This is a genomic window from Rhizobium sp. BK313, assembly GCF_014193655.1.
Lineage (GTDB): Bacteria > Pseudomonadota > Alphaproteobacteria > Rhizobiales > Rhizobiaceae > Rhizobium.
Window position 1 is genome coordinate 457244 of sequence record NZ_JACHZQ010000001.1, and the last position, 21644, is coordinate 478887.

Genomic DNA, 21644 nt, shown 5'->3' on the forward strand with positions numbered 1-21644 from the left:
CTTCCTCCGCTTGTCATCTGAGAATGCCCTACAGCATAGGCTTCTAAAGTGGCGGCAATATAATGCCTCTCGAATTTCGATATTATTGCGTGTAATCAATGCATAAGAGACGGTTTTTCTTCCCTTTTCCGATCTCTATATTCGCCCTCGCGCGGCGCGGATTACTTGAACCGGCTATTGTGTGTTCCGCAAGCGGCTCTCGATCAGCAGCCCGCTCTCATCAAGGATCGGATGCGCCACGGAGACGATGTGGGCGTTGATGCGCTTCAGGTCGCGTAGCATATCGAGATGCAGCGAACTGGTCTGGAGGCTGTCGACGCGGCCGTCGCGCAGGCGTTCGAGGTGACGCTCGGAAGATTGTTTTTCCAGCCGGCGAACATCAACCTTCACCTCCATGAGCTGGCGGGCGAGGTTGAAATCGCGGGTGACGAAGATGGTCTGGGCGATGCGGAGATTGTCGATCGTCAGGTTGAAGAGGCTCTGCAGCTCCTGATAGCCATCGTCCGAGAAGGTCAGGCCCTTGCCGATCTTCTTTGCCACCTGTTCCGCCAGGCCCTTTTCGATGATGTCGCCGATATGTTCGAGGTTGATGGCGTAATCGATGATGACGATCGAGCGGCGGCCGTTTTCGTCATCCAGCCCCTCGCGTCCCAGCTTCGAAAGGTAGATCTTCACCTCCTGCTGAATCCGGTCGACGCGCTTTTCCAGAACCGCGATTTCCTTCAGAGGAGCCAGATCGTTGTTGTTGAACGCGTTTTCCGTTCGGATCAGCATACGCTCGATGAGATCGCCGACGCCCAGGACTTCGCGCGTGGCGCTCGCCAGTGCTACGACCGGCGTGTTGAGCGCGTTGTGATCAAGAAACTTCGGCCCGTCGTCGGCCTGCGGATCGTCGGCCACTATCCGCTGCATCGTTTTCGATAGGAAGGAGGAGAAGGGCCAGGCGCAGATGGCAAGGGCGATGTTGAAGAGCAGATGCACATCCACCGGCAGCTTAGCCGGTGAAAAATGCAAGGCCTGCATCCACTCGCCGATATAGCCTGCAAAGGGCAGGACAAGGAGGCAGCCGATGGTGCGCACGATCAGATTGCCAAGCGTCACACGCCGCGCAGTGGCGGGGCCGGAGAGGGTGGCCATGACCGGCGGGATCGCGCCGCCGAGGTTGGCGCCGAGAACGAGCGCGACAGTCAGAGCTGGAGAGAGAATGCCGGTCGAGGCGAGCGACAGGATCAGCACGACCACGGCGAGACTGGAGGACGAGACGAAGGCGAGCACGGCCGAAAAGATCAACGCGACGGGCAGAGCGCCGTCGAGCAGGCTAATAAAGGCGGCAAGCGCCGGCGATTGCCGCATCGGCGCGGTGGCAAGGCTCAGCAATTGCAGCGACAGCAGCATCAGCCCGATGCCGATCAGCGCTGCACCCGCCCCCTGTTTGGTGGTGGATGAGCGGCGATAAAGCACGATACCGATGAGAATAATCAGCGGTGACAGCCATTCGATGCCGGTCGCGACGATCCAGGCCGTCACCGCGGTGCCGACATTGGCGCCAAGCAGCACGATTTGCGCCATGCTCGGCAGGACGAGATCGCGCTCAACGAAGGAAGCGATCATCAGCGCCGTTGCAGTGGAGCTCTGCAGCGCGACCGTTGCCACGAAGCCGGAGACGAAGGAGCGAAACCCGCTGCGCGTACCGCTGGCAAGACTGGTTCTCAGCTTGGCGCCAAAGGCGCGCGATACCCCATCCTTCACCTGTGCGAGGCCGAACAGCAGCAAAGCCACAGCCCCGAACAAATTGATCATGACGACAGTGGATTCCATTTCGTCTTTTTATATCTTTCTCATGCCGCCATGTTTTCAACGAGTATCGGAAACCGAAGGAAAACCACTGAAAAGGCACGGATTTCAGCGCTTGAATCTGTCTGGTGAATCGCAGCATTTTCGCTTGCCGGCTAAGGATTATATGCCTGTGATGGCTCGTGGTCCAACACTGCGAGCGACATATGGACACAATATTTGCGCAGTGCCCGATTTTAGTGCGGTTTCGGCGGCTGCATCTCGCCGGAAAAATCGGCTCGCATTGGGGAGATGTCGGCCAACGTTTTTTCGGAGAAAGCCTCTTTGACCTTCTTGATCGTTGCGGGCCGTCGCATCGGTCGCAGCGGGGACGATGGGACTTCGGTTTCGGTCGTTGCCACGGTTGATGCCTCCGCCTTGGCCACGACATGCAATGCCGGTGCCGGTTGAGCCTTTTCCGAAGTCGGGGCAGTGGCCAAAATCTCTTTGAGCACGGAGGTCACAGGCAGATGGCCGCTCAGATCCGTGTTGGTGTGATGCCATGCATGCGGCACGCGCTGATCGGCCGGAATGAATGGCCTGGAGTTCATCTCGCCGAACCAGTCCCATTCGCCGATGATATCGACCACATCGGAAAAGATCGGCGGCATGGCGATACGCGCGCCGATGGTGACGATCTTCACTCTTTCCGCCAGCTTTTCGGCTCGGACTTCGTCCTGTTTGCAGAGCTCATGAAGGGCAGCTGAAATGACCAGATTGCCTTTGGAGTGGCCGGCAAGCAGGCGGAAGGAGAAGCGGGGGTCGGCAAGAAGCGCGCGCACGGTCCTGGTGTCGAGGCTGGTGCGCGATGACGTCTCGTCGTCATTCATGTCAGCGGCGCCGAATTTGGGCCGACCGGCGAAATCGTCCAGCATTTGGAATACAGGCCGCAGGCCCTTCAGATGACCGAAGAAGAAGTGGCCGCCAAACGCCTCTGTGATGATGTCAGCCAGACCATAGCCTGAGATGACCACGGCGACCGGTGCGTCGATCGCGTCGGCGACGTTGCGGGCGAAGGCAGCCGCACCGAGAGCGGAGCCACCGATGCCCGCGACGGCAAGAGCTTGCGCATCGCCGCCGCCGCGGAGCGCGAACTCCTCCAGCGTTTCGCAAAGGGTGAGCGCGCCACCACCGCTCGGCGGTACGATCATGATCGAGCCTTCGGCCGCAAGCGAGCCGCTGATGTAGAAGGCCTCTTCCGGGGTGATGACTTTGACGTCGTAGAACAGCGCGTCGAACGCAGTGTTGCGCTGGCGAAGCGCTTCCAGGGTGAGATTGCGTAGCGGTGAGCGCTGCAGCCGTTCGGGGAGGCTGAGGGTGCGCGCGAACTGAGTGAGGGTGAGCGTGAATGCCGTCTGGAACATGGGTCACCTCGCCAGGCTGCCGTACGGTAAAGCATTCCGTAAAAAAGCTTCTCACACTTTACCCGACATGCCAACGGCAATTGGCCACCGCGGCTTTCAGATTTGCCGCGACATTTGCGACCAGTCTGTCTGCCGCAGCGCCTCGCCCGAGATCATCGCGGCGGACATCGCGACATTGATGGAGCGCTGGCCGCCGACCATCGGGATCAGGATGCGGCTATCGGCCTTTTCATGTACATGATCGGGCACGCCAGCGCTTTCGCGGCCGAAGAGCAGGATGTCGTCCTTGCGGAAGGCGAAATCCGTATAGCGTTCGGCTGCCTTGGTGGAGGCGAGCACCAATCGCCGCCCGCTTTCCGCTCGCCAGGCCTCGAAACGCTCCCAGCTGACATGTCGCGTCAGTGTGACGGCGGCGAGGTAATCCATGCCGGCGCGCTTGAGGTTGCGATCCGATATGTCGAAGCCGGCCGGCTCGATGATATCGACGCCGAGGCCGAGGCAGGCGGCGAGCCGGAGGATCGTGCCGGTGTTGCCGGGAATGTCGGGCTGGTAGAGGGCGATGCGCAGCGAAGTCATGTCCTGCAACTAGCGAAATTGCCGGGAGTTGTCTTTGCTTTTTGTCGAATCCCCTTGTTTCTGTGATGTCTTCATCAGCAGAATTGAAGATTCCGGCGCATTTTTGGGCACATTTCCCTTTTCAAACTGATCAATGCACGGTAAAACACAACCGCTCTACAACTTGCGACAGGGGAGGCTCAGATGAATATCTTGTTTGTGATGATGCGCCTCCCGGCCATGACCCCATGGCTATGATCCGGGCGCTTTAAGCGCGTTTTTGCGAGTTCCCCCTTTTCGATTCATTACGCGGCCGATATGGCCTCGTTCTTTCATCGCCCGGCCACCATATCAGTCTGCGATCCCTTTAGACGCAGAAGCGGTGGCGGAAGGGTCGAGTCTTTGGAGCATTTCATGTTTGGCTGGTTCGAACAGCGACTAAACCCCTTTCCGAGCGAAGTGCCGGACGTTCCGCCGCGGGGTCTCTTTGCCTTCTGCTGGCACTACACCAAGCCGGCCGCGCCCTGGCTGATCGCCATGGCCATTCTCACCATGTTGATCGCCATCGGCGAGGTGGCTCTGTTCCAGTTCCTTGGCGATATCGTCGATTGGCTGTCGCATGCGGACAAGGCGACATTCCTGCAGACGGAGTGGCAGAAGCTCTTCTGGATGGGCGCGATGGTGCTGGTCGGCCTGCCGCTGGCGGCCGTGCTCGATTCCATCATCATGCACCAGGTGCTGCTCGGCAACTATCCGATGATCGCCCGGTGGCAGATGCACCGCTTCCTGCTGCGCCATAGCATGACCTTCTTCGCCAACGAGTTTGCTGGCCGTGTCGCCACAAAGGTGATGCAGACCTCGCTTGCCGTGCGCGAAACCGTGATGAAAATCCTCGACGTCTTCGTCTATGTCGTCACTTATTTCCTGTCGATGATCCTGGTGATCGTCGCGGCGGATTGGCGGCTGGCGTTGCCGATCGTGGTGTGGCTCGCGGTCTATATCGGCATCGTCAGCTATTTCGTCCCGCGGCTGCGCAAGATCGCAGCCGCCCAGGCCGATGCACGCTCGACGATGACGGGGCGGGTGGTCGACAGCTATACGAATATCGCGACGGTGAAGCTGTTTTCGCATGCGGGCCGCGAGGAAGGCTATGCCAGGGCCGGCATGGATGAATTCCTGCAGACGGTCTACGGGCAGATGCGCAAGGTGACGCTGTTCTACATCGCAGTCTACGTCAACAACTGCGTGGCGTTGTTCGTCATCTCGGCGTTGTCGATCTGGTTCTGGCTGAGCGGCTCGATTTCGATCGGCGCCATCGCCATCGCCATCGGCCTCGCCATGCGTGTCAACGGTATGTCGCAATGGATCATGTGGGAAGTCTCGGCGCTGTTCGAGAACATCGGCACGATCTACGACGGCATCGAGATGCTGACGAAGCCGCATGATATCGTCGACGTACCGGCGGCACCCGCGATCACCGCCAAACAGGGGGCGATCCACTTCGATCATATCCGCTTCCACTATGGCAAGACCAAAGGTGTCATCGACAACCTGACCTTCGATATCCAGGCCGGCGAGAAGGTCGGTCTGGTCGGCCGCTCCGGCGCCGGCAAGACGACGCTGATGAATCTGCTGCTTCGTTTCTACGATCTCGAAAGCGGGCGCATCACCATCGATGGCCAGGATATCGCCAAGGTGACGCAGGACAGCCTGCGCTCGCTGATCGGCGTGGTGACGCAGGATACGTCGTTGTTGCACCGATCGATCCGCGACAACATCGCCTATGGTCATCCGGAAGCGATCGATGCGGAGGTGATCCAGGCGGCCAAGCGCGCCAATGCCTGGGAGTTCATCGAAGGGCTGGCCGACATGCAGGGTCGCAAGGGGCTCGACGCTCAGGTCGGCGAGCGCGGCGTCAAGCTCTCCGGCGGCCAGCGGCAGCGCATTGCCATCGCCCGCGTCTTCCTGAAAGACGCGCCGATCCTGGTGCTCGACGAGGCAACCTCGGCGCTCGATTCCGAAGTGGAAGCGGCGATCCAGGAAAACCTCTTCGCACTGATGCAGGGCAAGACGGTAATCGCCATCGCCCACCGGCTGTCGACGCTGACCGAGATGGACCGCCTCATCGTCCTCGACAAGGGCCGCATCGTCGAGACGGGTACCCATCACGATCTGGTCCAGCACGGCGGTATTTATGCCGACCTCTGGAACCGGCAGTCCGGCGGATTCCTGGCGGATCACGAAGAGGCCGAGGCGGCAGCAGAATGAGAAGGGGCGAGCTTCGGGCTCGCCCTTTTTTTGTTTCGGCTGGCGCTGCTCAATGATCCAACTCATTCGATGTCCGTTTGACGGTTTGCGGCCATCTCAAACATGACAAAAATATAACCTTTCCACTTACCCACCTTCCTTTGCACCCCAGGCAAAACCTCCTATATCGCTGGGATGCTGATCCGTTCCGTCTATCGCTTGTTCGAAACCTGGATTGATCCATATTACCGCACTGGCGATCTTCGGCCGCCGCGGTCGCTTTGGGCTTTCATCTGGTACTATGTCGGTCAAGCAAAAGGGCCGTTTCTGGCAATGGCGGCACTTGGCGGTGCCGTGGCGGTGCTGGAGGCGGCGCTGTTCTGGTTCGTCGGGCATCTCGTCGACATTTTGGACAAGGTACAGCCGGGAGCGGGCTGGGCAGGATTGCTTTCCGGCCATGGCGAAGCGCTGCTGGGCATGGTCTTCGTCGTGCTTATCGTCCGTTTCATGGTGGTCAGCCTTGGGGCGCTGGTTGAAGAACAGGTGGTTGTCCCCGGCTTTCTCAATCTCGTGCGCTGGCAGGCCTACATGCATGTCGCACGCCAGTCGGTAAGCTTCTTCCAGAATGACTTTTCCGGCCGCATCGTTACCAAGGTCTGGTCGGCGGGGCAGTCGACGGGCGATCTTGTCGTGTCGCTGCTGCAGGTGGTCTGGTTCATCATCATCTACGCGGCCTCGACCATAGCGCTGGTCGGCGGGCTCGATTGGCGCCTCGCGCTGGTGATCGCAGTCTGGATCGGTGTCTTCTCACTGCTCGCCCGCTATTTCGTGCCACGCATTCGCCGCCATGCGCGTAACGCCGCCGAGGCGTCATCGATGTTGAACGGCCGCATGGTCGATGCCTATGCCAATATCCAGACCCTGAAGCTTTTCGGCCGAGAAGAGCAGAACGACGACTACATCCGTAAAGGCTTCGATCGCTTTCAGGCGGCCGTCATGCCGTTCACGCGGCTTCTGACCGGCGTTCGTTCGTCGCTGGCGCTGCTGTCCGGCGTGATGATCACGACGATCGCGGCCCTCGCTATCCATCTTTGGCTCGCAGGCGAGATTTCAACCGGCGGGGTTGCCTTCACGCTCAGCATGGTATTGCGGCTCAACATGTTGTTCGGTCGCATGATGGCGCAATTCAATGCAATCATGCGCAATCTCGGCACGATCCAGAATTCCGCCGAGATGATCTCCGAGCCGATCGGCCTAGTCGATCAACCAGGTGCCAGGGATCTGCAGATCGTCCGTCCAGAAATCCGCTTCGAACACGTAACCTTTCACTATGGGCGCGGCAGCGGTGTCATAGACGATTTTTCGCTGACTGTTCGTGCCGGCGAGAAGGTCGGCATCGTCGGTCGCTCCGGTGCCGGCAAGACGACGCTGGTCAATCTGCTGCTGCGTTTCTACGATCTCGAAGGCGGGCGCATCCTGATCGATGGACAGGATATAGCCGCCGTCCGGCAGGAGTCGCTGCGCGGCGAGATCGGCATGGTGACGCAGGACACAGCGCTGCTCAATCGTTCCATCCGCGACAATATTCTTTTTGGTCGCCCGAAAGCGAGCGAGGAGCAGATGGCACAGGCGACGCGGCGGGCGGAGGCGGATAAATTCATCGGGACGCTGGAGGACCAGAAGGGCCGCAAGGGCTATGCCGCCCATGTCGGCGAGCGCGGCGTCAAACTGTCCGGCGGCCAGCGCCAGCGCATCGCGATTGCCCGCGTCATGCTGAAGGACGCGCCGATCCTGGTGTTGGACGAGGCGACCTCTGCTCTGGATTCCGAGGTTGAGGCGGCACTGCAATCCAATCTGGAAACGTTGATGGAAGGCAAGACGGTGCTTGCGATTGCACATCGCCTCTCGACCATCGCCAAGCTCGATCGCCTGATCGTCATCGACAAGGGTAGGATCATCGAACACGGCACCCACGAGGAATTGATTGCACGCGGTGGGCTCTATTCCGAACTCTGGGCGCGTCAGTCCGGCGGTTTTATCGCGGCAGACGCGGAGTAGGGTAATTCCCGATTGCCGGAACAGATCGCATAATTCTTCGCGGATTCAATACGCTATCTTGGGATGCTGAATTCCGTCACCAGCCCGTAATGGTTCGATCCCATTGCATCCGGTATCTGCTGGACCGAGTTCAGCTGGAGCGGCGCACGCGCGAAGACATGGTCGATGGCGATGCCGTAGGCGCCGCCGGAGATCGGCCACGTGGCGGGCTCGGGAAAACTATGGCGCAGGTCGGTCTCTTTCAGAAAATAGCGCATGTCGGGCGCGATGACGGATGCGTTGAAATCGCCGGCAAGGATTAGCGGGCCGCGTACGTCCTTGAGAAGCTGCGCCATGATATCAAGCTCGACCATGTGAAACTCATCGAAATAGGGCTTGCTGAGATGGGCCGACGCAAAATTCACCGGCTGGCCGTCCATGTCGATGGTTGCGAGGATAAAACGATTGTCCCAGAGGCTGCCGAGGCTGCGCATCGACTGCATTCGAAACGGTCGCTTTGACAATATAAGGGAATCGCAATCGTTCGTCATGACGCCGCAGCCAATGCGATACGGATAGATGTCGATTATGCGTTGAAGCTGCGAGCCGATCGGACTCGCCTCGAAAATCTCCACCACATCGGCTTTCGAGCCGACTATGAGGTCGGCGATGCGGGCGCCGTTTTCGAGATTGCTGTCCTCGATGTTGAAGGAAAGCAGCTTGAAGGTCTTGACTGCCTCCGCCGCGGCGGGAGGGTTCGCGGCAGGGGAGGCGGCATATTCGCGTAGCATCACGACCGAATGAACCGCAAGCCCGGCGCCGAAGGCGAGCAGGAAAACCGCATACCAATGCCGCTTGAAAACAAGGGCGAGCAGGGCGAGCGCGATGGCGAAAAGGCTGATGTGTGTCTGCAGGCTTTCGAAGAAGGCGAGCAGCCAGAGATCGGTTGCATAACGCGCCGCAAGTACGGCCAGCGCCAGCGAGGCAAGGACGCATAGAACGCAGTAGATCGTGTGTCTCATAATTGTGTCCTCAGCCATATTTCTAGTGGCTCTGGGAGCGGTGACGGCGCCATAAAGGCGCATAAGTCGCTCGTTAAATCCATTCAGATTTAAGGAGTAGGAAGTAAAGCTTAGTATAGATCAGCGGTGAGGATGTGGCCGATTATGTTGCAATGCAGCATTGAAATCGCTGTTTATTTTGCTCCGCGATACAAAAATCTATTGTGCGAATCTCGCGATATTTCATGTGTTTACGCCGGTTTGACTGACGGCTTGGATTTTAAGCTCGGCACTCGCGGGCAAATAGCGCAGTTTTCCCGCGACATTGTGCCCCCACCCCTTGCCAAGACTGGACATAATTTGCGATCAAGCTTAGAACGCGGCGGGTTACGGAGGAATCTATGGCGGAATTATGGTCCCGTTGATTCGTCGTGCGTGAGGGGGATACCGTAGCGTCTAGCTGCGGGTTTTGCGGAAGAGGATGGTCCAGCCTTGAGCGAGCATATTACAAGCAGTGATTCCACGGGCGAGCCAACTCGCCGAGATTTCCTTTATTTGACGACGGGAATGGCTGGCGCAGTGGGCGCGGTTGCCGTCGCCTGGCCGTTTATCGATCAAATGCGGCCGGATGCATCGACACTTGCTCTTGCTTCCATCGAAGTCGATGTGTCGAGCCTGGAGCCTGGCATGTCTCTGACGGTGAAATGGCGCGGTAAGCCGGTTTTCATCCGTAACCGCACGCAAAAGGAAATCGACGATGCGAAGGGCGCGCAGATCTCGGACCTGAAGGATCCAGTCGCCCGCAATGCCAATCTTCCGGCTGATGCCCAGGCAACCGATCTTGCCCGTTCGGCAGGCGATGGGAAGGAAAACTGGCTCGTTATGGTCGGCGTCTGCACCCACCTCGGTTGCATACCGCTCGGCCAGGCTGGGGAGTATGGCGGGTGGTTCTGTCCCTGCCACGGTTCGGTCTATGATACCGCCGGTCGCATTCGCCATGGGCCTGCGCCGCAAAACCTCTTCATACCGCAATATGCGTTCACGTCGGAAAAGAAGATCAAGGTCGGTTGAGGGGGAGCTGAATCATGAGTGGTCATTCGTCTTACGAGCCATCCACGGGGCTCGAAAAATGGGTCGACGCGCGGCTGCCGCTGCCGCGTATGGTCTATGACAGTTTCATCGCCTATCCGGTCCCGCGCAATCTGAACTATGCCTACACGTTCGGCGCCATGCTGGCCGTGATGCTCGTTTTGCAAATCCTGACCGGCGTCGTTCTCGCAATGCATTATGCAGCAGATACGACGATCGCCTTCAACTCCGTCGAAAAGATCGTCCGTGACGTCAACCACGGTTGGCTGCTGCGCTACATGCATGCCAACGGCGCGTCCTTCTTCTTCGTGGCGGTCTATCTCCATATTGCCCGTGGGCTGTATTACGGCTCCTACAAGGCGCCGCGCGAAATCCTCTGGATTCTCGGCGTGATCATCTACCTGCTGATGATGGCGACGGCTTTTATGGGTTACGTTCTGCCCTGGGGTCAGATGTCCTTCTGGGGTGCGACCGTCATTACCGGCTTCTTCTCGGCCTTCCCATGGGTTGGTGACTGGATCCAGACCTTCCTCCTCGGGGGCTTTGCGGTCGACGATCCGACGCTCAACCGCTTCTTCTCTTTGCATTACCTGCTGCCGTTCATGATTGCGGGCGTCGTTATCCTGCACATCTGGGCACTGCATGTGACCGGCCAGACGAACCCGACCGGCGTTGAAGTCAAGTCGAAGACCGATACCGTGGCCTTCACACCCTATGCAACGTTGAAGGATGCGCTCGGCGTTTCCATCTTCTTGCTGGTGTTTGCCTATTTCGTCTTCTACCTGCCGAACTTCCTCGGCCATGCAGACAACTACATTCCGGCCAATCCGCTGAAGACGCCGGCGCACATCGTTCCGGAATGGTACTTCCTGCCGTTCTACGCGATGCTGCGCTCGATCACCTTCAACATCGGCCCGATCGACTCCAAGCTCGGCGGCGTTCTGACGATGTTCGGCGCGATCATCGTGCTGTTCTTCCTGCCCTGGCTCGATACCTCCAAGATCCGTTCGGCGGTCTATCGTCCGTGGTACAAGCTGTTCTTCTGGCTGTTCGTCGCCGATGCCATTCTGCTCGGCTGGCTCGGCTCGCAGCCGGCCGAAGGCAACTTCGTCGTGATCTCGCAGTTTGCGACGCTGTTCTACTTCCTGTTCTTCCTCGTCGCCATGCCGGTTCTCGGCCTGGTCGAAACACCAAGACGCATCCCGAATTCGATTACGGAGGCGGTCCTTGAAAAGCAGAATGGCAAAACAGCCGCTCCGGTTGAAGCGTAACCGGCGATAGAGGAAGAGAACAATGAGAAAGCTTGTTGCCGGCCTTTTGTCGATCGCACTCATCGGGGGCAGCGCCACGGTTGCCGCCGTTGCCGCGGAGACCAAGCCCGCCGCGGAAGCCGCGACGCCGCATTATCCGCTCAAGGAACCGAGGGAGCAGCACTGGACCTTCTCCGGCCCCTTCGGTTACTACGACAAAGCGCAGCTTCAGCGCGGCCTGAAGGTCTATACGGAAGTCTGTTCCGCCTGCCATTCGATGAAGCTGGTTCCGTTCCGCACATTGGAAGAACTCGGCTATTCGGAAGCGCAGGTCAAAACCTTCGCGGCGAATTACGAAGTGCAGGACGGTCCGAACCCGCAGGGCGAAATGTTCACCCGCAAGGCTCTTCCATCCGATCATTTCCCGTCGCCGTTCCCGAACGACGAGGCGGCAGCCGCCTCGAACAACGGGGCGGTACCGCCGGATATGTCGCTGCTTGCCAAGGCGCGCGAAGTCGAACGCGGCTTCCCGCAGTTCATCTTCGATATCTTCACGCAGTATCAGGAAGGCGGCCCGGATTATATCTACTCGTTGCTGACCGGCTACGAAGATGCACCAGCCGGCTTCACGGTGCCGCAGAACTCGCACTACAATCCGTATTTCGACGCGGCCGCGACCTTCGCCATGCCGAAGCCGCTCTCCGACGGCCAGGTCACCTATGACGACGGCTCGCCGCAGACGGTCGATCAGTATGCGAAGGACGTGGCGTCGTTCCTGATGTGGGCCTCGGAGCCTCATCTCGAGGACCGCAAGCACCTTGGCTTCATGGTCATCGTGTTTCTGCTGATTTTCTCGGTGTTGATCTATCTCACCAAGCGGTCTGTCTACGCAAAGGCCGGCGCGCACTAAGCGGTCTAGCCATGCAATCAGAAAAAGGCGGCCCGTTGCGGTCGCCTTTTTTGTTGGTATCGGACACGGGTCTTGATAGGGTGCGCCGGCCCATTATAGCCTGAGAGTACATATTTACATGGACACTATCGCTTCGGAGCTTGCCGCCAGCATCCGCTCCATTCCGGACTATCCCAAGCCCGGCATCATCTTCCGTGACATCACCACGATGCTCGGCAATGCCAAGGCGTTCCGTCGTGCAGTCGACGCACTGGTGCAACCCTATGCCGGCACCAAGATCGACAAGGTCGCCGGCATGGAAGCACGCGGCTTTATTCTGGGCGGTGCCGTAGCGCATCAGTTGTCGGCCGGTTTCGTGCCGATCCGCAAGAAGGGCAAGCTGCCGCACGACATCGTACGCATCGCCTATAGCCTTGAATATGGTGTCGATGAGATGGAGATGCACCGGGACGCCGTAAACCCGGGCGAGAAGGTGATCCTGGTCGACGACCTCATCGCTACCGGCGGCACCGCTGTGGGCGCCACACAGTTGTTGCGCCAGATCGGTGCCGAGGTCGTTGCCGCCTGCTTTGTCATCGACCTGCCGGATCTCGGCGGCCGCAAGAAGCTGGAAGCGCTCGATGTGCCCGTTCACACTTTGGTTGAATTCGCCGGGCATTGAAGAAATCTCGCCCGCAGAGGGCGAGATAGGGCCCTACGTTTGCCACACGTTTCGCAACCGTGCTTCGCGAGGTGTTACTCAAACTCCAGCACAGTGCTCTCGAACCGCAACACCGCCGCGCCGTGCTGGTTGGTTCCGTCGCAGAGGAGAGTATTGAGCGTCCAGCCCGGGCGCGACGCCAGCGGGCGGCTGGCAAGCAAGGTGACCCCATAAATAACGGTGTCCCCGGCGAAGACCGGGCGTAGCCATTGCAGCTTCTGAAAGCCGGGGGAAGGGCCGAGATTTGGCGGTTTTCTGCCTTCGGCTTGGAGGCGGGTAGTTTCGCCTCCCCAATAATCGACGAAGGTGCGCATCCAGACAGCGCAGGTGTGCCAACCCGAAGCGCAGAGCCCGCCGAACAATGTTTGCTTGGCTGCCTCCGCGTCCATGTGGAAAACCTGCGGGTCGAAGCGCGAGGCAAAGCGGACGATGTTTTCGGCCGTGAACGTATGGCTGCCGATCTCGGCCCGTTCGCCGATCAGGAAAAGCTCCGTCATCTTCATGCGGAAGCCTCCATGGGCATGCGCATACGGACCATGGTCGAGTTCTCACCGAGGCAAACGAGCTCGCCGCGCTGGTTCTCCACCTCGTGACGGAACTTGACGATGCCGATGCCGGGGCGGGAACGCATGGCGCGGGATTCGAGTACGATCGAACGGCCCGAAAGCGTATCGCCCGCCAGCACCGGCTTTTTCCAATCCATGAAATCGATACCCGGTGCGCCTTCGGATTCGGTATTGAGCAGGTAGCTGTCGGTCATCATGCGCATGAACATCGCCGATGTGTGCCAGCCGGAGGCAGCAAGCCCGCCCAGAATGCTGGCGCGGCCGGCGGCCTCGTCGAGATGCATCGGTTGCGGATCGAACTCGCGCGCAAACTCGATGATCTCCTCGGCCGTCACATGTTTCGGTCCGAGCGGAAACACCTGTCCCGACTGAAAATCCTCATATGTCAGTTTTGCCATATCCGCCACCGGTCTCTTCATTCCGTCCGTGCGCAATCGCACGCCAAGCGGCAATGGCGCAAGCATTTTCATGGCCGCGATGGGAAAGAGGCGCGGCGATCACCCGCCAGCACTCGCAGCCCTTGATTGCGCGCCGGCGATGTGATGAGGCTTGGCAACATCGTCACCAAGCAGGGATAGACATGAGCGATCTCAAGACCGCGCTGGAAGGCGCCACCGGCGAGGGGATTATTTCCGCGGATCAGGCGGCTCGGCTTTTGCCTTATCTGGCCGAGCGAAATATCGGCGCCAGCAACACGGTCGTCAGGAACGATCTTTCGCAACCTCGCGAGGATGATCTGGCGAATCCGCTGGAGGACAGCGAAGCGCCGCGCTTCATCCGCGGCTTTCATGACGTGCTCATCACCATCGGCATCATTGTCCTCCTCGCGGGCTTGTGGGGCCTCACCGGCTACTACGGGCCGCTGCCGGCCATCATTGTCCTGGCCGAAATCCTGGTCCGTCGCCAGCGTCTTGCGCTTCCCGCTGTCGTGCTGACGATCGCGCTGGTCTATTGGACCTTCTGGGTAACCGTGATGTATTTCGGCGCGCAAAGTGCCGGCGGCCCGGGTCTCATGACCTCTTGGATCACGATTGCGTTGCCGTTTCCGCCGCTGCTTGCGCTGTATTATTGGCGTTATCGCGTACCGCTGTCGCTGGCGATGCTGCTCTTCTCGCTGTTTACACTATTGCTGGCCGCCGTCTTCTATCTGATCGGCCTTGCCACCGGCGCCTCGAATGTCGTGCTGAATTATCCGCTGCTGTCGCTCGGCATCATGTTCGCGGCCGCGCTCGGGGCATTCGCTGTGGCGATGTGTTTCGATCTCAGCGATCCCAGCCGCAGGACGCGTCGCTCTGATGTGGCTTTCTGGCTGCATCTCGCCACGGCGCCGGCGCTGCTCTACACGGCGATCCTGCTAATATTTCAGATTCAGGCCGGTAACAGCGACACCTTTTTCTTTACCGGCATCGAGCACGGCGGCTATCCACAGGCGCTGATCATCGTCGCTGTTGTGGTGATCATGATGTTGATCGGCCTGATCATCGACAGGCGCGCTTTCGTGACTGCGGGGCTGATGTCACTCGGCGTCGCGATCGGTGCCATTCTGCGGCAGAACAATGCCGGTCTCGACAAGGTCAGCTTCATCGTGCTGATGATCGTCGGCTTGATCGTGCTGGTGATCGGTGTCGGCTGGCCGCATCTGCGCCGCACTGTCGTCCGGTTGCTGCCGGCATCCGTCCAGGGAAGGCTGCCGGCGCTCAGGTGAGGCCGGAAATCCCGTCGTGTCTTAAGTGTTGAAGCGGAAGTGGATGACGTCGCCGTCCTGGACGACATATTCCTTGCCTTCGTCGCGCGCTTTGCCGGCTTCCTTGGCACCGGTTTCGCCGTTGAAGGCGATATAATCGTCGTAGGCGATGGTGTTGGCGCGGATGAAGCCGCGTTCAAAGTCGGAATGGATGACGCCGGCGGCCTGCGGGGCCTTGGTGCCCTGTTCGATCGTCCAGGCACGCGTTTCCTTCGGGCCGACGGTGAAATAGGTGATGAGGTGCAGCAGCTTATAGCCGGCGCGGATCAGCCGGTCGAGGCCGGCTTCATCGAGGCCGAGAGCCGCGAGGAATTCCTTAGATTCCTCTTCGGGAAGCTGCGCCACTTCCGCTTCGATGGCGGCGGAAATGATCACCACTTCGGAATTCTGCTCCTTGGCCATGGCGGCGACGGCGGCCGTATATTCATTGCCGGTCGCGGCATCAGCCTCGGCAACGTTGCACACGTAGAGGACGGGGTGCGAGGTCAGAAGGTTCAGGCCCTTGAGGATGCGGGTTTCTTCGGCATCGAGCTTCGACAGCAGGGTGCGCACCGGCTTGCCTTCGTTCAACAGGTTGAGCGAGGCGTCCATGAGCGGCAGCATCGCCATGGACTCCTTGTCCTTGCCCGTAGCGCGCTTGCGCGTCTGCTCGGTGCGGCGCTCCAAGCTCTCGAGGTCGGCGAGCATCAGTTCGGTCTCGATCGTCTCGGCGTCGGCCACCGGATTGATGCGGCCTTCGACATGGGTGATGTCGCTGTCTTCGAAGCAGCGCAGCACGTGTACGATGGCGTCGACTTCGCGGATATTGGCGAGGAACTGGTTGCCCAGGCCTTCGCCCTTCGACGCGCCGCGCACCAGGCCTGCGATGTCGACGAAGGAGATGCGCGTCGGGATCAGCTCCTTCGATTTGGCGATGTCAGCTAGTTTGCGCATGCGCGGATCGGGAACCGCCACTTCACCCGTGTTCGGCTCGATCGTGCAGAAGGGATAATTCGCTGCCTGCGCCGCCGCCGTCTTGGTCAGCGCGTTGAACAGAGTGGACTTGCCGACATTCGGCAACCCGACGATACCGCATTTGAAACCCATGGCACCTTGTCCATATCTTGAAAATCTTTGCTGTGCGTATGGGCGAAGGGCCGTTGCGGGTCAAGCCTTGCGCGGAGGATGCGCCGATTTTCTGCAGAGGAGGACGCTTTAGCGATGCAGCCGATTGCGCGGGGCCTGGACATTCGGTGCTGGGTCGATGGAATTGTAGTCCACGTCGGAGTTGCCTTCTCCTCACGGTCGATTGATCTGATAACCGTCCTGAAAACGTTGTTTTCCTTGAATGACTGGTTGCAGTGCAGTATAAATTTGCTATCAGCCACAAGCCCTTTTCCCTGTCATCAACGGTGACTCCGATGAGTGACAATGATGTTGTCCTAAAACCGAAGACCAAGACGAAGCCAAAGGTCGATCGGCCGAAGCTTTATAAGATTATTCTCGTCAACGACGATTACACGCCGCGTGAATTCGTCATCATGGTGCTGAAGGCCGTCTTTCGTATGAGCGAGGAGGCCGGCTATCGCGTCATGATGACCGCCCATAAGCTCGGTACATGCGTGGTCATGGTCTGCGCCAGGGATATTGCCGAGACCAAAGCGCAGGAAGCGATCGATCTGGCAAAAAGCGCCGGCTTTCCGCTGATGTTCACCACTGAGCCGGAAGAATAGGTTGGGGGTAGAGGGATGTCAGCCCGCGACGGGACGTCGTATCTGAAATCCGGTCTTGTCCTGTGAAAAACCGCAATTGGCGTAGAAGCGCAGCGTTGCCGGCTCCTTGGAGCCCGTGAGCAGCATCGCCTTATAGCAATTCTTCTCCCACGCCGTCGCGATGGCCGTTTTGATCAGCGCCCGCGCATGGCCGCGCTGGCGGCGATCGGCATGGGTGACGACATTTTCGATCAATGCATAGGAAGCGCCACAACGCGTCAGGTTGGGGATGACGATCAGGGTAACCGAGGAAACGGCGAGGTCGCCTTCGAAGGCTGCGAAGACCGTCATGCCGGGATGAGCGAGGACCTCCGCGAAGCGGTCCTCCGCAAGCCGGGAATCCATGTTGGGATCGTCGTGGTTAAGATGGCGGTAGAGGGCCAGCAGCGCAGGCAGGTCGCCGGTGGCGGCCGGGCGGATCACAATATCTATGGCCCCGTCCGTTGCTGCCGCCGCCATTCAATCGTCCTTCTTGCCGAACATTCGCTTCAGCATCTCGGCCATCGGGCCACTCTCAGGCATCCGCGGCTGGCTATGATTGCGAGCTTGATGGATGTGTGATTTTGCCACGGCCTTCTTTTCCGGCTTCGGCGTCTCCTCTTCCGCCTTGCCGCCCAGGGCAAGCGCGATCTTGTTCATGAGCTGCGAATCTTCGCCGCGCACCAGCATGTCGGCATTGTCGGCGAGAGCGTCGAACAGCGGCTCCAGCCAGCTTTGGTCGGCTTTGGCGAAGTCGCCGAGCACATGATTGTGCACGAGCTCCTTGACGCCGGGATGACCGATGCCGAGACGCAGCCGGCGATATTCCCGGCCGCAATGGGCATCGATCGACTTGATGCCGTTATGGCCGTTATGGCCGCCGCCGGTCTTCAACCGTGCCTTGCCGGCAGGCAGATCGAGTTCGTCATAGATGACGACGAGGTCGGAGGGCTCCAGCTTGTAGAAGCGCATGGCCTCGCCGACGGATTCACCCGAGAGGTTCATGAAGGTCTGTGGCTTGATCAGCAGAACTTTTTGGCCGCCAAGCTCGCCTTCCGCGATTTCCGCCCTGAATTTCTTCGACCAGGGCGAAAAGCTGTGGCGGCGATGGATCGCGTCCACGGCCATGAAGCCGATATTATGACGGTTGTCCTGATATTTGGCGCCGGGATTGCCGAGACCCGCGATAAGAAGCATTGCGCTTCACCTCTTGGAAAATGCTGATGCCCTTCACGACAGCGAATTGACGGCAAAGTCAAGGCGGCAATCTTGTCAGTTACCGAGGTGCAGCCCGTACTTCAAAAATATTTGCCTCTGCGTGCCGTTGGCGATCAAGCTATCGAGCTCGGTCTGCATCTTCTTCAGCAGATCGTCCGGGAAATCCTTCTGGCAGGCTATGCCCATCGGCTGTGCGGAGAGAACGGCGACCTCTTCTACCGCATTGCCATCCTTCTTCAGCTTGTCGAAATAGATTTCGGATATCGGCATCAAGTCGATGCGGTCACTCATCAGCTTCTTCAGCGTAGCTCTGAAGTCGCTAGCGATATCGATCCGCGTAAAGTTGGCTTGCCGCAACGTCGTCTCGGTATAATCTTCTCGCCATGTGCCGACGACGTAGTGCCGGGCGTCATCGAGCGTGGTGGCTGTGACGCTGGATCCGGTATGCTTGATCAGGATGTTGCGATCGATCAGCAGCGGCTGGACCCATTTGAACAGTTTGTCGCGAGCGTCATTGTGAGCGGTGGCAAAGACGCAGGTCATCGGGGTCGTCTGCGCCTGACTATAGGCTCGAGCCCAAGGCATCACGTCTATCGAATAGTCGACGCCTATATCGCTCATTATCTTTTCCACCTGTTCGACAGTCGCGCCGACGGGGGTTTTGCCGTCACGATAGTTGAAGGGGGGATATTCTTCGGTGGTAAAATTGACGGTATCGGCGTGGGCTATGATAGGGAAGCTGAGCGAGGACAGGCTGAAAAATACCGAGAGCAGCAGTTTTCGCATGTGTTTCCTCGTCTCGCTATGATGCTTGCGCCACAGGGGTGAGGTAATCAGCTCGCGGTCCGGCAAGCGTCTTCACGAGATCGTTCGGATGCTGCGGCCGGTGGAAAAGATAGCCCTGGCCATAATCGAGACCCATGGCGCGCAGGGTTGCGCACTCTTCCTCGGTCTCGATGCCTTCTGCAATAACGGTGCAGTTCATCTTGTGCGACAACGTTGTGATGCTTTCGACCAGCATGCGGCTCTTGGCGCTGACGTCGGAGGCGGTATCGTTGATTGCACGGATGAAGGATTGGTCGATCTTGATGATGTCGACCGGGAAACGGTTGATATAGCTCAGCGACGAGTAGCCGGTACCGAAGTCGTCGAGCGCGATACGGCAGCCATAGCGGCAGATCTCGTTGATGACCGTGCGCGTCTCCGGATTGTCGTCCATCAACACGGCTTCGGTGATTTCGACGACGATACGCTCCGGGCGGATATCGTGGCGGGAGAGCAGGGCGGCGATGCGCACCGGTAGTCCGGACTCGAATTGCAGCGGCGAGAAATTGATAGCGAGATAGGTGTCCTGCATGCCGTCGAGGTGCGAGAGGCGGGCGAAGTGAGAGATCGCCTTTTCCATAATGCGGTTGCCGATGCGCACGATCGAGCCGGTCTCCTCGGCGACGTCGATGATCCGGGCCGGCGGCAGGATGCCCTTCTGCGGATGGTGCAGCCGCATCAGCGCTTCGAAGCCGGCAATGGAGCGATCGTCGATATTGACGATCGGCTGCAGGTGCGCTTCGAACCAGTCGTCGCTCAAGCCGCTTTCGATGTAGCTCTCCAGCTCGGCACGGCGACGGGAATCGTCCAGCATGCTGTTATCGAAGATCTGCGCGCCATTCTTGCCGTCGCGCTTCTTGGCATACATCGCTATATCGGATTTCAGCAGTAGCTCCGCGGCATTGGCGGCATGGCGCGGATAAATGGCGATGCCGATGCTGGCGCTAAGGCGGGCGTCGCCACCGAAAGGCGTATCGAAGACTTCAGCAATGCGCGCCGCCATATCGAACGCCCTTTTCTCAGCGTCTTCGGCAAGCAGAAGGATGGCGAATTCGTCGCCACCGAGGCGGGCAGCGATGTCGCCCGGCACCAATCGTGCCTGCATGCGCGAAACCAGTTCGCGGAGCGCCGCGTCGCCGGCGGCATGACCCATATTGTCGTTGATCCATTTGAAGCGGTCGAGATCGACGAACAGGCAGGCGAGTTCGCGTTTGCGCAAATCCGCCTCGTTGATCTTGGCATCGAGCGCCGTCTCGAAGCCCTGACGGTTCAGCAGGCCGGTCAGGTGATCCGTGATCGCCTGGCGCAGGTTTCGGTCTTCGGATTGCTTGAGGTCGGTGACATCGGTCATGACCGAGAGCGAAAGGCCATCCTGGATCGCCGTCGTCTCGAGGATCAGCACATCCATGACCCGGTCATCCCGGCAAAGGAATTTCACTGTGACGTCGAGACGGGCGGCACTGTCCGGACGGCTGCGCTTGCGTTCGGTGTATTTCTCGCGAGATTCCGGCAGGACCAGGCTTGCAAACTTGCATCCAAGCACGTCGGATCGAGCGTAACCCGTGGCGGCCAACCAATAATCGCTGACGGCGGCGATGCAATCGTCCTTGTCGAGCGAGAACAGCATGGCCGGCGTCAGATTATAGGTGTCGGTGGCGCGACGGTGGGCAAGCTTCAGTTCGGTTTCCTCCCGCTCCAGCTTGCTCTGCATGTCGTTGAAGCTGCGCGCGAGACGCCCCATTTCGTCGTTCGACTGCCAATCGACATGATGGCGCGAGCCGAGCCGCCGGGTCGCTTCGATGGCATGGGTCAGCCGCATGAGCGGCTGAATGACGAAGATGCGATTGCCGATGAGGGCAGCGCCGAAAACGGTCAATACGGCGAAGATGAAGATCGAGATGAAGACGATCTCCTCATTCTTCAAGCCGTCGAAGAGGCCGAGCGCCGGGTAATAGACGGTGATGGTGCCGAGATTTCTCGCGCCGTCCACGCCGTTGTAGATGATTGGCCGGGCGATGGACTCCAGCAGGCCCTTGTAGGACCTCGGGATGGTTGATTGGGTAACATCGAGCTGGCCGGAGAGGTCGCGGACATTAACCTTGACGATTGCGCCCTCCGCGACCGTCGTTGCACTGATCTGGGTGACGCTGTCTTCGTCGAGGTCCCATAGCGGTTTCGCCAGCGCCTGGGCGTTGGCGACGAGCAGGACGGAAATATGGTCTTTGATTTCCTTTTCAGCGCGCTCTGACGAAAGAAAAAGGAATAACACGAAGAGCGGCGCGACGAAAATCAGCAGCGCGCCGCAGACGATCGCGAAAAACCTGTTTTCGACGGAATGGCTCATAGTTCCGCTTGCTCCCCAGTCGTAGACCGGCTGATCTTGGGGTTGGCCGTTCTCTACAACTCTTCGGCGTAAACTTTCACGAATGTGTTAAATGTTGCTGAAACCGTGGGGTTAATGGATTTAAATCGAGTATTGATTTCAGGAATTTTTAGATTTCTTACTGCTTTTATTAGAATCTATACATGAAAAACCCGCCATCCCCTTGAGGGGAGGCGGGTCTGACTGCGTCGC

19 protein-coding genes are annotated in these 21644 nt (G+C 59.1%); 8 read left to right on the forward strand and 11 right to left on the reverse strand.

Features of this window, described 5'->3' with window-relative positions:
• Window positions 1–174: 174 nt before the first annotated feature.
• The 3 genes from FHT86_RS02150 to FHT86_RS02160 all read right to left on the reverse strand — a co-directional run bounded on the left by FHT86_RS02150 (window position 175) and on the right by FHT86_RS02160 (window position 3773).
• Complete coding sequence (locus FHT86_RS02150; RefSeq protein ID WP_133705227.1) at window positions 175–1818, reverse strand: Na/Pi cotransporter family protein; 1644 nt, start codon at window positions 1816–1818, stop codon at window positions 175–177.
• A 212-nt stretch (window positions 1819–2030) separates the two neighbouring features.
• Window positions 2031–3197, reverse strand: coding sequence for a hypothetical protein (locus FHT86_RS02155; protein ID WP_246779361.1), 1167 nt, complete (start codon window positions 3195–3197; stop codon window positions 2031–2033).
• Between the two features lie 96 nt (window positions 3198–3293).
• A complete protein-coding gene (locus FHT86_RS02160) occupies window positions 3294–3773 on the reverse strand; it encodes a tRNA (cytidine(34)-2'-O)-methyltransferase (RefSeq protein WP_133707045.1) in 480 nt (159 codons plus the stop codon).
• A 393-nt stretch (window positions 3774–4166) separates the two neighbouring features.
• Between FHT86_RS02160 and FHT86_RS02165 the strand changes: the two genes are divergently transcribed.
• Together FHT86_RS02165 and FHT86_RS02170 are read left to right on the forward strand one after the other, a co-directional pair.
• Entirely contained in the window at window positions 4167–6020 is a 1854-nt protein-coding gene (locus tag FHT86_RS02165; RefSeq protein WP_133705228.1) for an ABC transporter ATP-binding protein, read from the forward strand.
• Window positions 6021–6194: 174 nt separating this feature from the next.
• Entirely contained in the window at window positions 6195–8057 is a 1863-nt protein-coding gene (locus tag FHT86_RS02170; protein ID WP_133705229.1) for an ABC transporter ATP-binding protein, read from the forward strand.
• A 53-nt stretch (window positions 8058–8110) separates the two neighbouring features.
• Here FHT86_RS02170 and FHT86_RS02175 read toward each other — a convergent pair whose 3' ends face one another.
• Entirely contained in the window at window positions 8111–9058 is a 948-nt protein-coding gene (locus FHT86_RS02175; protein WP_133705230.1) for an endonuclease/exonuclease/phosphatase family protein, read from the reverse strand.
• A 471-nt stretch (window positions 9059–9529) separates the two neighbouring features.
• Between FHT86_RS02175 and petA the strand changes: the two genes are divergently transcribed.
• The 4 genes from petA (at window position 9530) to FHT86_RS02195 (ending at window position 12947) form a co-directional block, all read left to right on the forward strand.
• On the forward strand, window positions 9530–10108 hold the full coding sequence (petA, locus tag FHT86_RS02180) for a ubiquinol-cytochrome c reductase iron-sulfur subunit (protein WP_133705231.1): 579 nt from the start codon (window positions 9530–9532) through the stop codon (window positions 10106–10108).
• 14 nt (window positions 10109–10122) lie between these two features.
• On the forward strand, window positions 10123–11397 hold the full coding sequence (locus FHT86_RS02185; RefSeq protein ID WP_133705232.1) for a cytochrome b N-terminal domain-containing protein: 1275 nt from the start codon (window positions 10123–10125) through the stop codon (window positions 11395–11397).
• Window positions 11398–11419: 22 nt separating this feature from the next.
• Window positions 11420–12286 (forward strand): cytochrome c1, encoded by an 867-nt coding sequence (locus tag FHT86_RS02190; protein WP_133705233.1) that lies wholly within the window; start codon window positions 11420–11422, stop codon window positions 12284–12286.
• A 118-nt stretch (window positions 12287–12404) separates the two neighbouring features.
• Window positions 12405–12947, forward strand: coding sequence for an adenine phosphoribosyltransferase (locus tag FHT86_RS02195; RefSeq protein WP_133705234.1), 543 nt, complete (start codon window positions 12405–12407; stop codon window positions 12945–12947).
• A gap of 74 nt (window positions 12948–13021) precedes the next feature.
• On the opposite strand, the gene FHT86_RS02200 is transcribed toward FHT86_RS02195, so the two are convergent.
• A complete protein-coding gene (locus FHT86_RS02200) occupies window positions 13022–13489 on the reverse strand; it encodes a MaoC family dehydratase (RefSeq protein ID WP_133705235.1) in 468 nt (155 codons plus the stop codon).
• Complete coding sequence (locus tag FHT86_RS02205) at window positions 13486–13950, reverse strand: MaoC family dehydratase (RefSeq protein WP_133705236.1); 465 nt, start codon at window positions 13948–13950, stop codon at window positions 13486–13488. The genes FHT86_RS02200 and FHT86_RS02205 overlap by 4 nt, the downstream gene beginning before the upstream one ends.
• Before the next feature lie 182 nt (window positions 13951–14132).
• Between FHT86_RS02205 and FHT86_RS02210 the strand changes: the two genes are divergently transcribed.
• Entirely contained in the window at window positions 14133–15257 is a 1125-nt protein-coding gene (locus FHT86_RS02210) for a hypothetical protein (RefSeq protein WP_133705237.1), read from the forward strand.
• 21 nt (window positions 15258–15278) lie between these two features.
• On the opposite strand, the gene ychF is transcribed toward FHT86_RS02210, so the two are convergent.
• On the reverse strand, window positions 15279–16382 hold the full coding sequence (gene ychF, locus FHT86_RS02215; RefSeq protein WP_133705238.1) for a redox-regulated ATPase YchF: 1104 nt from the start codon (window positions 16380–16382) through the stop codon (window positions 15279–15281).
• A gap of 314 nt (window positions 16383–16696) precedes the next feature.
• On the opposite strand from ychF, the gene clpS reads away from it, so the two are divergent.
• The gene (gene clpS, locus FHT86_RS02220) at window positions 16697–17008 is read left to right on the forward strand and encodes an ATP-dependent Clp protease adapter ClpS (RefSeq protein ID WP_133705239.1); all 312 of its coding nucleotides are present in this window, start codon (window positions 16697–16699) and stop codon (window positions 17006–17008) included.
• Window positions 17009–17026: 18 nt separating this feature from the next.
• Here clpS and FHT86_RS02225 read toward each other — a convergent pair whose 3' ends face one another.
• The 4 genes from FHT86_RS02225 to FHT86_RS02240 form a co-directional block, all read right to left on the reverse strand.
• Window positions 17027–17506, reverse strand: coding sequence for a GNAT family N-acetyltransferase (locus tag FHT86_RS02225; RefSeq protein ID WP_133705240.1), 480 nt, complete (start codon window positions 17504–17506; stop codon window positions 17027–17029).
• The gene (gene pth, locus FHT86_RS02230; RefSeq protein WP_133705241.1) at window positions 17507–18223 is read right to left on the reverse strand and encodes an aminoacyl-tRNA hydrolase; all 717 of its coding nucleotides are present in this window, start codon (window positions 18221–18223) and stop codon (window positions 17507–17509) included.
• 75 nt (window positions 18224–18298) lie between these two features.
• Entirely contained in the window at window positions 18299–19030 is a 732-nt protein-coding gene (locus FHT86_RS02235; RefSeq protein WP_133705242.1) for an ABC transporter substrate-binding protein, read from the reverse strand.
• A gap of 16 nt (window positions 19031–19046) precedes the next feature.
• Window positions 19047–21413, reverse strand: coding sequence for a bifunctional diguanylate cyclase/phosphodiesterase (locus tag FHT86_RS02240; RefSeq protein ID WP_133705243.1), 2367 nt, complete (start codon window positions 21411–21413; stop codon window positions 19047–19049).
• Between the last annotated feature and the right edge of the window lie 231 nt (window positions 21414–21644).

Excerpts from the sequence above, each read along its gene's own strand:
- FHT86_RS02150 (WP_133705227.1), bottom strand. The coding sequence starts at position 1,818 with ATGGAATCCACTGTCGTCATGATCAATTTGTTCGGGGCTGTGGCTTTG.
- FHT86_RS02155 (WP_246779361.1), bottom strand. The coding sequence starts at position 3,197 with ATGTTCCAGACGGCATTCACGCTCACCCTCACTCAGTTCGCGCGCACC.
- FHT86_RS02160 (WP_133707045.1), bottom strand. The coding sequence starts at position 3,773 with ATGACTTCGCTGCGCATCGCCCTCTACCAGCCCGACATTCCCGGCAAC.
- FHT86_RS02165 (WP_133705228.1), top strand. The coding sequence starts at position 4,167 with ATGTTTGGCTGGTTCGAACAGCGACTAAACCCCTTTCCGAGCGAAGTG.
- FHT86_RS02170 (WP_133705229.1), top strand. The coding sequence starts at position 6,195 with ATGCTGATCCGTTCCGTCTATCGCTTGTTCGAAACCTGGATTGATCCA.
- FHT86_RS02175 (WP_133705230.1), bottom strand. The coding sequence starts at position 9,058 with ATGAGACACACGATCTACTGCGTTCTATGCGTCCTTGCCTCGCTGGCG.
- FHT86_RS02185 (WP_133705232.1), top strand. The coding sequence starts at position 10,123 with ATGAGTGGTCATTCGTCTTACGAGCCATCCACGGGGCTCGAAAAATGG.
- FHT86_RS02190 (WP_133705233.1), top strand. The coding sequence starts at position 11,420 with ATGAGAAAGCTTGTTGCCGGCCTTTTGTCGATCGCACTCATCGGGGGC.
- FHT86_RS02195 (WP_133705234.1), top strand. The coding sequence starts at position 12,405 with ATGGACACTATCGCTTCGGAGCTTGCCGCCAGCATCCGCTCCATTCCG.
- FHT86_RS02200 (WP_133705235.1), bottom strand. The coding sequence starts at position 13,489 with ATGAAGATGACGGAGCTTTTCCTGATCGGCGAACGGGCCGAGATCGGC.
- FHT86_RS02205 (WP_133705236.1), bottom strand. The coding sequence starts at position 13,950 with ATGGCAAAACTGACATATGAGGATTTTCAGTCGGGACAGGTGTTTCCG.
- FHT86_RS02210 (WP_133705237.1), top strand. The coding sequence starts at position 14,133 with ATGAGCGATCTCAAGACCGCGCTGGAAGGCGCCACCGGCGAGGGGATT.
- ychF (WP_133705238.1), bottom strand. The coding sequence starts at position 16,382 with ATGGGTTTCAAATGCGGTATCGTCGGGTTGCCGAATGTCGGCAAGTCC.
- clpS (WP_133705239.1), top strand. The coding sequence starts at position 16,697 with ATGAGTGACAATGATGTTGTCCTAAAACCGAAGACCAAGACGAAGCCA.
- FHT86_RS02225 (WP_133705240.1), bottom strand. The coding sequence starts at position 17,506 with ATGGCGGCGGCAGCAACGGACGGGGCCATAGATATTGTGATCCGCCCG.
- pth (WP_133705241.1), bottom strand. The coding sequence starts at position 18,223 with ATGCTTCTTATCGCGGGTCTCGGCAATCCCGGCGCCAAATATCAGGAC.
- FHT86_RS02235 (WP_133705242.1), bottom strand. The coding sequence starts at position 19,030 with ATGCGAAAACTGCTGCTCTCGGTATTTTTCAGCCTGTCCTCGCTCAGC.
- FHT86_RS02240 (WP_133705243.1), bottom strand. The coding sequence starts at position 21,413 with ATGAGCCATTCCGTCGAAAACAGGTTTTTCGCGATCGTCTGCGGCGCG.